We start from the raw sequence: 14,080 nt of genomic DNA, 5'->3' as shown, positions 1-14,080 counted from the left end.
AAAACACTTTTGACAAAATTTTGTAGATTATTTTTTTACGCATTCTTTACAACTTGGTTTTTGTTATAATTACGGTAGGTTATTTCCTACCGTTTTTTTTTTGGCCAAAGTAGTTATGAATGAATTAATTAAATTTTATTTCTCAGCAATAAGTCATTATTATGTCGGCAATAACTTTACTTTAGCACGACAAGAGTGTTATAAAGCTATTGATTTTTCTGTTCATAATAAAGAAATTGTTTCACTTTTGCGAAGTTTAAAAACTCGCCCTCATTCCCCATTTGAATCTTTTCGAAGCCTGAAAATTATTGAACAGCTCGACAAAGAAGACCTTGATAACTTTTTGGTTTTATTTCTTTCTGAACATCACGCAGAAAGTATTATATTTCGTAAAGTTAACTGGGAATTACTGCAAGAAAATTTCACCCCAAATTCAGTAAAACATCGTATGTGGTCTCATATCTTTGAACGTGATTGGCGCTACGCCTTACAGTCGGCCGAGAGTCTTCTTTTACCTATCCAAGGAGACCCGGTTGTTTATTTTCAATTGGCGACTATTTATTTTCACGTACGTTATTTTTCACAAGCAGAAAAATACTTATTTGCATTAGGACAATACGGTGGTATTTATACAACAGCAGCAATTAGTTTACTGCTACAGTTACCTCAACGTAATTTCAAAACGCTAGCTAAAAGTCATTTACTTGTAAAATATAGTCACCCGTTAAGTTCCCCTGAAAAGTTAGTGATAGCTGATATTTTACAAAAATCTTGGGACCAAGAGGCATTTTTTGCTTACGCAAAATATTTGTTTAAATGTGGTAGTTGCTCTTATGTTGATTTAGCAAGTCTATACGCGTGTGGTGGACATTGGAGTTATGCTGCTAAGTGTTGCTATGCCATTAGTAAACCAGAGCCTAAAGATATAGAAAGAATGATTCTAATTTTTTTAGATTCTTCATCAGAAACTATAAAATCAAAGACTGTTTCTAAATTTTTTGGATGGCTTATTTCTGTTAATAAAGATATGTACTCCGTTTTTTCGCTAAATAAATTCTTGCAAAAATTGTTGCCAAAACTAGCGTTGAAAGGCTATAAAAAATTTCAAAAAGAAAATGAGAGTGAGAGTTTGTTAGGGCAAAGTATTTGCTATTTTTATTTACAACAATATTCGAAAAGCAAAAAAATTCTACAGCAAACACAAGATAAGTATCCTGAACTAGAGGGCCAAATCATAGAGTGGAACGCGCGGATAAATGTAAAGGAAAATTCTAAAGAGACGCTTGATAGTTTGTGTAAAAACGCGAAAAAGTTTCCTTTACAAAATGTATTAACTGATTTGTGCAAATCTACATGTCCTGTGTGTAATTATTATCAAGAAAATTTAGAGATTTGTTTGCGTTGCGGTTACCGAGTATCGAATATTTTTTCTTGGACCAAAAATCACTTGCGTTTTCAAGGAGAAAAGCTTTACTTTCCAAAAGAGTTTATTCTTATCACAAGTAGTGCTCTTATTTATAAAAAAAATGACGTTGCTGTTTTTATTGTATTTAGCTCACGCTCTTTAAGTATGGTATTTGAGATAAAAAAAAATGGCGAAGAGTATAGTACTTCAAATATCAAAATTGAAGGTATTGGCATTGTCAAACAAACTCTGACTGATACGGGAATATACGAAGCAACAGTACGCACTAAAGATACTGAAAGCCTTATTACAACTCTTGTGGCGAGCGATGCTGAAGATTTAAAAGTAACATGCGTAGCCCAGAAATGGGTGTCTGGTACCTTGCAGGTCACGTTTTCTGCTCTTGATGCGTGGGGTTACGCTACCGAAGAAACACCTGAGGTTGTACTATTTGATATTTATACGCAAAAGCGTAATGTGGCTGATTCTATTCAATTAAAAAATAATCAGATTCGCTGTGTTTGGAATTGCCTTTCTTTAATAACTCCATATGCTTATGCATTTGTTACTATCAGTGATAAATCGTGGGTAGTTGCGATAAAAACGGAAAAAACAGCTTCATGGAGAAAAATACAAGATAAGTTTTGCGAAAATTTGGCGAAGGTGGGCTACAAGTATAATATTACAGAAAAGAAACTAGATATTGATGTCAATAAGGAACGCGAGGAAATAAGCCTAGTTACACAGCCATTGGGACAAGATTTGCTCGATATTTATCGACGTAATAATACGTCTATTTTAGATATATGTCTTCCTAAGTTCATAAGTGGCGCTTACTTTTCTGCAACAAGATTTGCGAAAGGATTTACACAAGAACGTGGAGAAGAAGTTGTGTTTCCAATGCTTTCTATACCGCCGAAACTGGTGATTGGCTTTCCCGAAATTGTAGAACCAAATCTAAAATTTTCTGTTGATATTGACAGTTGTTTTCAAGGAGAAGTTTATATTTTTTCTCGCGATAAAAATATTCTTTTTCATTCTTTAAAAGATCAGTTACTTATGCGCGATAACACATTGAGTATGCCGCCTTTTGAAGTCTTGGCTTCGGGAATGTTACCGACCAATTTAAACGCGAATGAACACTACTCTTCTTACCTTGGCAGGTATAAATTTGAAGAAAGTTTACAGGTTGAACTCAAGGCAATGCCTATCGAGGGAATACAAAAGTTTACTTTTTTTGCAAGTGATGGGCACTTTTTTACTGAAAAAACAATTGCAGTGCGTATAGAAAATTCAACGACAATTAGTGGTGATTTTCCATCAAAAATTGGAGAAAAAGATTTTTACGAAGTGCCAGTGGGATTTTGCTCACAGATTATCTTGCCTTTTACAATTAGCTCAGAAGGTGAAGGAATTATAGAGCAAGGCGAGCAAAATACTACAGTTATTAAAGTTTCGCGACCAGATGTGTTTACTCTAAAGCTTGGAAATAAACAACAGGTACACAAAGTTGAGTCGCTGCTTGTACACCAAGATACTTGTAGTATTTTTGAAAGAGTAACTCCTGACAATATTACACCTGATGTCCGTGTTTATCGCAACGGTTATAGCGTTATTAGCGAAATCGCCCGCGAATTAAATAGGGATAAATTTTTAGGTCTTGATCATGTAGCTGCAAAACTATATGGATTAGCTGTTCTTTATAAATTTTCTACAGAGAGCAAAATAGAAAAAGCAAATGACGAATATGAGAGATCTATTTTTCTACTGCAACAAGAGCTAAATTTACAAAAAATAAATTTTCGCAAACAACCTGAATTAGTTCTATCTACTCTGCTTTATCTTTCTATCTATATGGAAATTCCGAAGTTTAAGGAAGTGAAAGATATTGCTGTTCGTTTGCAACAACAATGCCGAGAAAATAATTTGGTAGATAATCGTTTACTCTTCCTTTCTCTTGATTTTCGCCAAAAAATTCGCTGCCCTATTTCAGCAGCAGGAGGCATTTTACACGATGTTAATGTTAAAAAAGCGATTAGATATTTAGAAAAAAACGTACAACAAGGACCAAAATGGTGTCGAAAGAATTTCAAAGACGATATTACCTGTACGGTGTGGGTTGCAAATGCGTTGTATCATTGTAATCACTCGTTAGCTAAAGACACACTTAAGTATATTAACGACAAATGGCAAAATGGTTCGTTGGGAAATATACATGCTGATATAGCTTACATGAAACTGATGTATGCAATGACAAAAAAAGATGAACAGGTTTCTTGGCAGAGAAAAAATACCGTAGTGGAACACCAAGCTCTTAGTGATGTCGTTCAGAGTAAATTTTCAATACGCATGCTAGAAACTAACGTTTTGAAACCGGGCAAAAATTTTACCCTTAGAGCGAATATTAAAAAGATCAAATACCCTAAAATTTCGCTTTACACTCCTGGAAATATTGTGGTTCGCGATCCTAAAACCGGTAACTTTCGCAGTGGAAATATTGACTGGCCGGTTTCTACAAATGACCTAGAAATAAAATGCAAGGCGTTGCTTTGTGGAGTAGGGACATTGTATGTTGTTGTGGAAGAGATGAATAAACGTAGTTATAAAATCTATGATAGTTATCAATTAGTTGTTGTGTAAGTAAATTTTTGATCATAATTTTACGCGTTCGAAATAAAATTTCCCAAAAAGAGTAAATTTTTGGCGAAAGCCTTTCATTTTAATGATTTTATCTGAATAATATATCGCACTTCGGCATGCTTTTTGATATTTCTTTTATTTGGAAATGCGTAAAATTATTGTGAGATAATTCTAGTTTTTGTAGATGAGTAAATTGGCTAAATTGATGAATTGAAATTTTTGATATATTATTATTATCTAAACGTAAATACCAAAGTTTTGGTAGAACTATTTCGTTTGGAATTTTGCGTATTTGGTTTTTGTTGAGAGTTAATTGTGTAAGATTGAGTAGTTTACTAATCTCTAAAGGAATTTCTAGTATTTCATTGTTGGTGAAACATAGCAGAGAAAGCCGTGATAACTCACCTATTTCTTTTGGAATTTTAGATATGTTGTTGCGTGATAATTTTAACACAACAAGATTTTTGAGTAAATTGATCTCTTTGGGAATTGTATTTATGTTGTTGTATGATAAATTCAAATGAGTTAATTTAGAAAATTCCATGATTTCTTTTGGAAACTCAGTGAATTGATTAGATGATAGTTCTAATTCTTTAAGATTTCGAAGTTGACTCATTTCTTTTGGAATTTTAGATATTCTGTTAGATGATAACTCTAGGCAAATAAGTTGTTGAAGTTGTCCAATTTCTTGTGGAATTTCTGATATACGATTACTTCGTAAATATAAATATTTGAGATTTTTTAATTTGCCAATTTCTTTTGGAATTTGAGCCATTTGCGAATGGTTAAGGGACAGTTTATTAAGAGACTTTAGTTGAAATACATAAGGTGGAATTTTTTTAGAAGGCGAAGATTTCAAGAAGAGTTCAAAATTTTTTGAGAAACTACAATTGTTAAAAATACATCCATCAAGAGAATGAAATTTTGAATAGTTTCTAAAACTGCAGTTGTCGAATTTTGAATTTTTGACAGCGTAAGAAATATCCTTCAAATAGAATACGCAACCATAGTAACTTGTGTTATCTTCTATGATCTTAAATGACTTACTTTTAAAGGTTTCCAGATTATTTCCCTTTATTTATTTTGTGTAGAAGGCAAATGGTTTTCGAGTAAGTAAGACGACAAACTATAGTGTTTGTCTAGTAATAATAAATTCTTGTTATTCTTTTCCGTTTTTGTGAAAAACTATTGTATTAGGGCGTGTCATCATTCAATACAGATAAAAATATAACGGATTCATTTAATGATACGCCAATACTAGTTTTTTGCGATGGAAAAAGAAACTTTGCTTCTTTGATAAACTGTTAGTGAAAGTTTCGGAAACGGGCTCGGGCTCGAAAAAACACACAATATTTTGAATGATGACGCCCTAATATTATACTAATGTGTTACTGTTTTTTATAAAACAAAGCATTTGATTTCCGTTTTTCCTAAAGCCACTTTTTCTTTACTCTTTTGCATTGGTTTTACGTTTTTAGTGGCGTCTAGTAATTGTAACACAATGTCCATGTCTTGAGGATTTGTGAGTTTTCCTTGCTGTGGATCTAGAAGTATTCTTGTTGTTTCTTTTCCGGTGTGCGGCCAATTACAGTTGTAGTCTAAATTTATAATGGTTTCGTGGTCCGCAAATGAAAAAACGTGAGAAAGTATTGGCTCTATACGACACCATGTACGTTCATCGTAATCTTTTGTTTCTATCCTCAGAAAACGCTCACAGCAAGCAACCCACAATGGAAGCATCGCCATTTCATTTGTAGGATTATCTTGGTCAACACAGCAGTAATCGATCCAATAAAAAATTTCAGGTGTAAATCCGTGAGTTTCTGCTACCCATTTTTTTCGCCACTTGCTAAATTCATTTATCGCCAGTGCTTTGCGATTATTGTTGTCATCAGGATGAGATGAAATTGAATCTAAGGATGGATTTAACCAGCGATGGCTTACCATAAAAACTTCGGTAATAGAAGCTCCAAAGCGACGAATTCCTTCAATAGCCCCGACACTATGATTTTCACTGCTTCGCGGTAAGCAATTTATTTCTTCTAATGTGCTACTGTGTATTAGTCGCATTTGCGGGCCGATAGCATTTGCCATTTCAATAAGTGCAACTCTTGAAGCAGTAACTGCGCGTTTTGTGAATGAATCTTCTTGGAGTAATTTTGTTACCTTGTTCCATATACTTGAAAAATCACTCATTTTTTCTCCTACATTATAAAGTAAAACGACAAGTAGATTTTTACTCTACTTGTCGAAAATTATTGCTACTAACAATTAAATCTTAATTCCAGCTCTTGAGATCTTCTTGCCATTTGTTTTTTGAATCTTTTATGTATCTACTTATATTTTGTAACCACTCTTTTTTGTACTCCGTAATGATCCAAGAAAAGAGACAAATGAAACCGAGACTGGCCCACCATACAGATTGATGAATAGATCCAAAGTTTATATATGTGAATAACACTAAAGCTATATCTGCTAAAAGAAATGTAAGTCCAGTAAAGAAAAATAAAAGCTCTTTGCGATATGCACCAAACAATAAAATTACAATCGACTCAATGATCAGAAAAAATGAATGTGTTAGATGATTGTCAAGGGTAAATTCAGAGGTGTAAAGATGATCGAACCACCCGTGATAGCTTTGTATGAATGTTGGCACAAAAATAAGCAATAAACCTACAAACAGCACATCTTTATAGTAAACAAAGCTGTGTTTTTTGTGTAAGTAAAAAGCATAAGCAATCACAATCATTCCCAAAGGAACAGTGTATAGTTCCCACACGGAGGTCGCCCATGAAAAGAGCATGACATAGTACGAAAATGCAAAAGAGCCACTTGCAAGAACTAAGTGTTTTTGGGTTTTTAGATACAAAAGCAAAAATGCAACACTATTAACAATTGCGAGAGTTGCCGTAAAATACACAGGGTTATTGGTGTTTGCTAAAAATAACCCTGCAAAAACTAAATAGTTACTGTAAGCAATTTTTGTAAGTGGGTCGGCAGCATAATCACTAAACGGTTTTGGCATAAAGTGACTTGCGTAGGCTAGAGCAATTCCCATAGTAATGGATAAAACCATGAAGCTTTCATAATCAAAGGAAATATACGCTACAGAAGAGTAGCATGCTACTAAGGCTGTTGCAAAACCAAGTTGTGCAAAAAATACGTCGCGATTTTTGTAGCTAATCATCAGGTAAATACCTGAAGTGAGTAGCATTAACATCGTAATGTGAATACTGTTATGAGCATGTAACAATGACAACAAAGGCAATAGAATCGCTGCGGTAAAAAACGATTTTTGTAGTGAAGGTATTTCGCGAAAGACTTTCGCTAAAATCAAATGCGCGCATGCTAGAGAAATGACTATTATGCCACTTGTTAAAGGAGCCAAATCTATTTTTTCGATGAGTAAGTAGTTTGCAAAAGCAAAAAGCACCATAGAAAAGAAGGCGCATATGCTATTGTAGTATGCTGGAATTGTTTTACTGTAAACAATACTTGCCGCTACTATTGAACAGAGTAATAAACTAAACAGTGTTGGATAGTCTATTTTTCCTATAAAAACAAGTGTTGACGCAATAAGTATTATATTGAAAGTAACGATATGAAAGATAGGTTTAGCAATGTTTTGTTGCTTTTGTAATACCAAGTAACCAATAGCTGTGATAAGTGCACTAATGATTGTCATGGCTAAGGCAATTTGTGCTCCCCAAAGCGACTTAGAAGCGAAGAGTGCTACAAGTGCGCATCCACTAAATAGCGAAGTGCTTATATAGCTATATAGTGGTTTTTTTTCATGATGTAAGCATACAAAGTAAAATACAAATGCCAAAGCAATGACCCACATTGAAATTGCTGCTGATGGAACCATTCCAGGAAGCGTTATTGGCAACATTAAGAAAAACAATATTGTTGCATGTGTTACTTGCCAAGCAGGTCGAATCCATTGTTGTGGAAAATGTTTGTGTTTAGAAAAAATAACTGTGGCTAGTGGAATAAAAAATAGCGCGTATTCAAAAGCAAATAAATTGCGCGGTAATATGAAAAAATACAGCGCATACATATTTGCAAAAAAAGAATATATTAACCATTTTTTGGTATTACTTATAGCAAGAATTGCGTTCAAAGTAACAAGTACTACTGGAAAAAAAATGTTTTCATTGTAGTAAAATCGAATGAACGCCAAAAATTGCGCACCACAAATAATGAAGAGTACATATGCATATCTTTCAATCATAATTGCTAACTTATCTAAAAGATACTTTGTACTTATCATAAGCACAGCAGCAAAAATGGAGAAATAGATTCCCCAATCAAAAAATGATCGGCCATTGCAAGTAAGCATAAAATAACTCAAAGAGAGATACAAAAGTATACCTGTGGCAGCTATTTTGTGAGGATGTAAAGAATATTTAGCTACAAAGAACAATACCGAAAGAATAAGAACAATGTGAATCTCCCACACTTCATTTCCTATAGCCATAGATACTGATATAAGAGAAAAGGTGGTGACAATTGGTATGAGTATAAAACTCAGTAGATTTTCGCTAATATTGATTTTGTACCTTTTTGTACATATCCGCGATACATATAGCGCTATGATAGAAAAGAAAACTAGAAACGATGATAAGTAATGAAAAGCGAAGTCGTGGTAATTGTGGACGATTGTACATAATGTAATAAACACAGCTACTCCTGCAGCAACAAGATCTTTTCTGCGAAGTAGTATTGCCGTGTAGATACAAAAGACACTTGTCATTAATAAAATAATACACATTGTAAAAAAGTGGCTGTAGTAAAAGTCATGTCCCCACATTATGAGATATAATAAAGTGAGAGGCATAATCCATAAAGAACAATGCTGTAGCGGCTTTGTTATCCATTCTTGCTTGTTTTTCTTTGTGCTAATATATGCTGCGATTGTTGCCCACACTAAAAATATACAAGAGTATATATGAACATCCAAATCAAGGATTTTTAGTATTTCGACGATAGCAAGTAAATGAAAAACAATTGCATAGTAACTGATAGATTGTCGTTGTAGTTTTGTATTGCGACTTATGTATCCCAATGATGAAATAATGGAAAAAATCAGTACCGGCCACTGGCCATCATATGAACTGTAAGCGCCATAATGTACATATATAAAAAACAGAATAATAGGTGTAATAAAACCACTATGGTGTAAGGCAAGATGGGTTTCTTTTGTTCCTATTTGTGTGTATGTTAATAAAAAAGCTACGCTAACAGTAGGTATGGCAATCCAAAATATAGACAGATTTGCAGCGTAACATACTGAAATTGCGAGCCCTAAACTTGTTATTGCTAATAACTGTCCATAAAAATAGGCATTTAAAGAGGTAATGGTTGTACGAATTTGCCATAACGAAAAGCCAATTCCACAACACATGATAGCCATAAATATATATGTGTCCCAAAACAGCAGTGAAGCAATTGCGGAACAAATGAAGATAACATTTGCGGAAACTATGAGTGTCCACTTACATTTTTTGTTGTCTTGCACAATAAAATGTATTGCAAACTGCAATAAGGCTAGTAACGCAAAGAAAAAAGCGTATATTTCAAAGTATGGCTCTGCAAATTTTTGTAATGTTAAAAAGAGAGAAGGTACAGTTAAAATAGTTGACAAAGTTGTAAAGGAAGCGCTACGGAATATGTAACTGTGTATTGCGGCAATAAAAGTGGTTAGCCAAAATACGGTGTACTTATTACCGTGATCATGGAGAAGTCCTATTTTTACTGCAAAGTAAAAAACAAAAGGAAAAAATATTGTCGCCAAAAGACAAAGAACAAAAGATAATTTTTGCAGATGTTTTTTGTTGCGAAATAAATAATAACCACCAGTAAATAAACCAAGTGTGAATAAACAATAGCAGGCAAAAATGATGTATTTGAATTGTTGCCAGTTACTTCTGAGAAATGTGACAAGTCCTGTAAGAATAAATAGCATTCCGAACAAAAGTAAGATGTTTGCTATATTACCTTTTATGAATTCAGCGGTTTTTTGCCAGAATTCTTTTGTTTTTTGTCGTGCTTGATCTACCTTTGCTTTTGTTGCAATTTTTGTTTCTCTTTGTTTCAGAATTGCTGTTTGGATTATTTCTCTTTGGTTTTGTTCAGGAGCACTTTCTGGAATCATTTCTTCCACTGATTGGTGCGGTTTTTCTAATGGCTCTTTTTCAACTTCTAAACAAACCGCTTCAGTTTTGGATTGTCGACGCTTGATATATGCAAGGACAGACAAAAGTGTAAAGCAACAAAGTAGCCCTATATTAAATGAGGGATGATAATCATGACGATAATAAGAATACGACGCTGCTGGCATTGCGCAGGCAATGGAGGCAAGCATAGAAAAATAATAGCTCATCTCTAACCACAGATTTATTTTATATCTATTTGGCTGTTGAGGTGACAAGTAGCTAGCTACTTGGTGGTGACGGTAAAAGAAATACCAGTATACACTTAAAACAAGTACTGATATTTGGTGTATTGTCGTACATAAACAGATAAATACAATTATTGATAGCGACCTGTATTTTGAAGTATGCTGAACCATTCCGAAGCGATTTATAAAAAAGAATATCAAGAAATAAATTACGTAGTTAATTTCAGAAGTAAGAGAAATTGTTATTCCGAATATTAATATCCAGAAAATACGTTTGAATATACTTTTTATATTCCAGCGCATTTGTGAAAAATCTTGGGTAATTATAATCCAAAAAATTCCCAATATAATCACAGTGATTATCGACTGAGAGAATAGTCCGATTATAATTAAAATAGCAGCTATAAGAGTAAGTATAAATGGCACACTCAGCTCCTTATTTTACAATAGAATGGATAAACTCTAACAGTTTTGCGGTTATTTATTCTCTTTATCATTGAGAAGACCTTCTACATTGAGATTATCATTGCTTGGCATAACAATTACTTTTACTTTATCGGATATTTTATCTACATACAAGTAACGTAAAATATCAGGGTTTTCGGCAATGATTTTTTGTACTTTAAGAAGTGCTTCTGCTTTTCCCGCTGCACGCATGATTTCTGACTCGCGAGCTCCCTCTGCGCGAATGATTTCTGCTTGTTTTTCTGTTTCTGCGTCTAATTTTTGATTACGGCGTTGTCTTTCTAACTTTTTATCTTCTATTTCATCGCGGATTTGATTTTCTTTTTCTTCTATCTTTAGAAGCTCTATGTTACGTTGCGATTTTTGTATTTGATCTAAAATGTTTTGATAATCAGAGTCAAAGTTAACATTTGTAATCATTACGTCGTCTATTTCAATACCATTATTTGCCATTTTTTCCTTTAAGCTCGACTCGATTTGAGTTTCGACTTTGGCACGAGTTTTTCCATTGTATATATCATCTAAAGAATATAATGTAGTGCTGCTACTGATAGCACTTTTTGCTGCAGGCTCGATATCTTTTTTTACATAGGCTGTTCCTAGTTCATTATGAACACGCTCAGTGTTTTTTGGGGCAATGTGGTAGTACACCTTGAAATCGAGAATAAGGCGCTGCTTGTCACTTGTATAACACTCCATTTTTGATAATGTTACTGGAACAGAGGTTGTTGGGTAGTTGTTGATGTCTTCGGTGTAACTTTTTGGAAAAGAAAGATTTTCAATTGCGACTTTGTTAATGATAATTCCTTCAGTTTCAAAGCTTTCTTTCATTCTCTTTGTTACAATATCAATAAGTTTGTTTCGTGATTTTCCAAAAACCTCTTCGCGTGAAAACTCAGTGAGTGAGGCCTTAAATTGCCATTCAAAAAACGACTTTACTTTATTATTAATTAAAAACTGATTCTTATATTTTTTGTGAAGCTCAGGTAGTTTTTCTCCATGTAATTGATAATACAGTCTAGCTTGGACATTTACCCATTTTTTGTTTTTGTCTAGAGCGTTTTGTATTGCACAGCTTTGATTTAGCTCATTAATGGAGTAAGTTTCTATGTTTACCATAAGAGGCCGTCGCCAGTACCAACCAGCGCGTAAAGGTTTAGGTAAAACACGCTCTTTACCAACGACACTCGTTTCAACTCCCATATAGCCGTCATTGATAAAACGAAATCCGACAGAGAATAAAACAACAGCGGCCACGACTAAAACAATACATATGACCATACGAATAATGATTTTGTTCATTTTAATAACTCCTAAAAGTGATAAAAATTTACATAACGCAGTGCGTTATAATTGACAATAATAGATACGAAGTCTCTTGTATATGTGTTGAAATTTTTTTTATAAATTTACAATTTTGTACGACACTACGGTGGTGATTGTGGCAAACAGCATACTCTTTAGCAAGAATAAAACTTGCTTTTAATGTCGAAAATTTTAAGTAAATGTCTAGTTTACTAGAACGTAGTTTTGTAAGAAATATATTTGCTTAAGAAGATAGTACGATGGATTTAGATGCAATTGTTTTCAAACAGGATGAATGACGCTATTCCCAATAAAGATTGAGTTATTGAAGTGAATGAGTTTCCAAGAATAATAATTATTATTCCTACTTCCAAAATGGCTTGAAGATAAAATGTGTGATTACAGATATGGTATGTACGCATTACCTTGGGATAATTGCGAGCACACGCAACAAAAGTTATTAACGTTAAATTGGCGCTATTATAATAGCGATGAATTGGGCAATTAAAAACGGCCTCATTTTGTTGCATGCGCCTGCCATTTGTTAAGGAAATGATTTTCCAAAATATTCAGAAGCACATTTATGAAATTCAGTGAGTTTTTTTTCATTTGTGTAAAGCGGAGTGGGAGTTGCTCCAAAGAGTCTTCTTCCCCAATACTGATGAAAATCAACTAGTGGTCTTTCCATCTCAACAAGTTTGCCACCTTTGGACAAACGCGAGTGCATTCCAGCTTGCGTGTTTTTTACAATTACTTCATCTTCATCGAAAAAACTCTTTTTAAATCTTTTTTCAATTATGTTTTGTTTCCCAGTTAAAGATGCTCCGCCTGCGCGTATAGCGGTCTTATTTCTTCCTATTGGAAAAGCAGACAACCATTCGATACCTGCATCTCTCAATATCATTAAGCAATTAGGCCGCAAACACATAATAAGGTAGTAATCAAAAAAGTCGGGAAGTATAAGTTTGATCATTTTGTTTATTTCGATTATTTTACCAGCGAGAAGGCTACAGTCTGCAGAGCCTTTTAAATAAAAGACATCTTTTGTTGGAGTATACTTTTCAAGAGTCGTATTGTGTACTTTAAATTGGTGGTAACTTTCTATGGCATTTTCCATTATTACTTTCCAGTTGGCTTCCCAGCACCGGTACTGGGTACGAGCAAATGATTTTGTAAATTTTTTCATCTGAAATAGTTCGCAGTATGGATCTAACATACTCAATCTATCTCCAAATGGTTCAGCTTCCTGATCTAAGTTAATGAATATACACCCTTGCCAAATGTGTAATTGAAATTCAGGTAAACAATGTTCTTTCTTGTCTAGCTTTACCTTTCCTTTGAAAGGAACACCTAATAGCTCTCCTTTATCGTTGTATGTCCAAGCATGGTATGGACATATGAATTTCTTTACATTACCAAAACCTATTGGATTGAGAGTGGCTCCTCTGTGTCGACAAACATTTGAAAAAGCGCGTAACTCTTGATCTTTTCCGCGAATAATAACGACAGGCTCGCCACCGATATCGAGTGCTAGATAGTCTCCGCAGTTTGGCAATTCACTTTCCGTACCTATAAATATCCAATCACTATGAAATATTTCTTTTACCTCCGTGTCGAGTATTGTCCGGTTAGAATAACACTCAAATGGTAAACAGTGAGCTTCTTCTGCTGGCAGGGAAGTTAATTTTTTTAAATTCTTGAAGAGTTCTTCAATGTTGTCTGTTGCATGATTTTCAGTTTCAAAAGAGTAGATGTTTTCCATTTTTTTCGTCTTCGCCTCAATAACACGTATATTTTTATATGCTACACATCTTTTTTATCAATAAAAACACTAATTAATTTCTCGTTGATTATACCATCAA

At 33.9% G+C, this 14,080-nt stretch carries 6 protein-coding genes; 1 reads left to right on the top strand and 5 read right to left on the bottom strand.

What is annotated here, in order from left to right; genetic code table 11:
* The first annotated feature begins 115 nt into the window (after positions 1–115).
* Positions 116–4,045: a tetratricopeptide repeat protein gene (locus tag UABHE_RS29800; protein ID WP_372367024.1), complete on the top strand. Its 3,930-nt coding sequence runs from the start codon at positions 116–118 to the stop codon at positions 4,043–4,045.
* A gap of 88 nt (positions 4,046–4,133) precedes the next feature.
* Here the strand turns inward: UABHE_RS29800 and UABHE_RS29795 are convergent, their stop codons facing one another.
* The 5 genes from UABHE_RS29795 to UABHE_RS29775 form a co-directional block, all read right to left on the bottom strand.
* On the bottom strand, positions 4,134–4,904 hold the full coding sequence (locus UABHE_RS29795; protein WP_372367023.1) for a leucine-rich repeat domain-containing protein: 771 nt from the start codon (positions 4,902–4,904) through the stop codon (positions 4,134–4,136).
* A gap of 539 nt (positions 4,905–5,443) precedes the next feature.
* A complete protein-coding gene (locus UABHE_RS29790) occupies positions 5,444–6,241 on the bottom strand; it encodes a hypothetical protein (protein WP_372367022.1) in 798 nt (265 codons plus the stop codon).
* 82 nt (positions 6,242–6,323) lie between these two features.
* Positions 6,324–10,874 (bottom strand): hypothetical protein, encoded by a 4,551-nt coding sequence (locus UABHE_RS29785; protein ID WP_372367021.1) that lies wholly within the window; start codon positions 10,872–10,874, stop codon positions 6,324–6,326.
* 51 nt (positions 10,875–10,925) lie between these two features.
* Positions 10,926–12,215, bottom strand: a complete 1,290-nt coding sequence (locus UABHE_RS29780) for an SPFH domain-containing protein (protein ID WP_372367019.1) — start codon at positions 12,213–12,215, stop codon at positions 10,926–10,928.
* A 547-nt stretch (positions 12,216–12,762) separates the two neighbouring features.
* Positions 12,763–13,980: an aromatic ring-hydroxylating dioxygenase subunit alpha gene (locus UABHE_RS29775; RefSeq protein WP_372367017.1), complete on the bottom strand. Its 1,218-nt coding sequence runs from the start codon at positions 13,978–13,980 to the stop codon at positions 12,763–12,765.
* Positions 13,981–14,080: the final 100 nt, after the last annotated feature.

It is taken from the genome of Candidatus Uabimicrobium helgolandensis, from assembly GCF_041508025.1.
In the GTDB taxonomy this organism is placed as follows: Bacteria; Planctomycetota; Uabimicrobiia; order Uabimicrobiales; family Uabimicrobiaceae; genus Uabimicrobium; species Uabimicrobium helgolandensis.
This window is presented reverse-complemented; position numbering and strand designations above follow the sequence as displayed.

What these genes read in the sequence shown, in the direction of transcription:
- UABHE_RS29775 (WP_372367017.1), bottom strand. Translation starts at nt 13,980, where the DNA reads ATGGAAAACATCTACTCTTTTGAAACTGAAAATCATGCAACAGACAAC.
- UABHE_RS29790 (WP_372367022.1), bottom strand. Translation starts at nt 6,241, where the DNA reads ATGAGTGATTTTTCAAGTATATGGAACAAGGTAACAAAATTACTCCAA.
- UABHE_RS29780 (WP_372367019.1), bottom strand. Translation starts at nt 12,215, where the DNA reads ATGAACAAAATCATTATTCGTATGGTCATATGTATTGTTTTAGTCGTG.
- UABHE_RS29800 (WP_372367024.1), top strand. Translation starts at nt 116, where the DNA reads ATGAATGAATTAATTAAATTTTATTTCTCAGCAATAAGTCATTATTAT.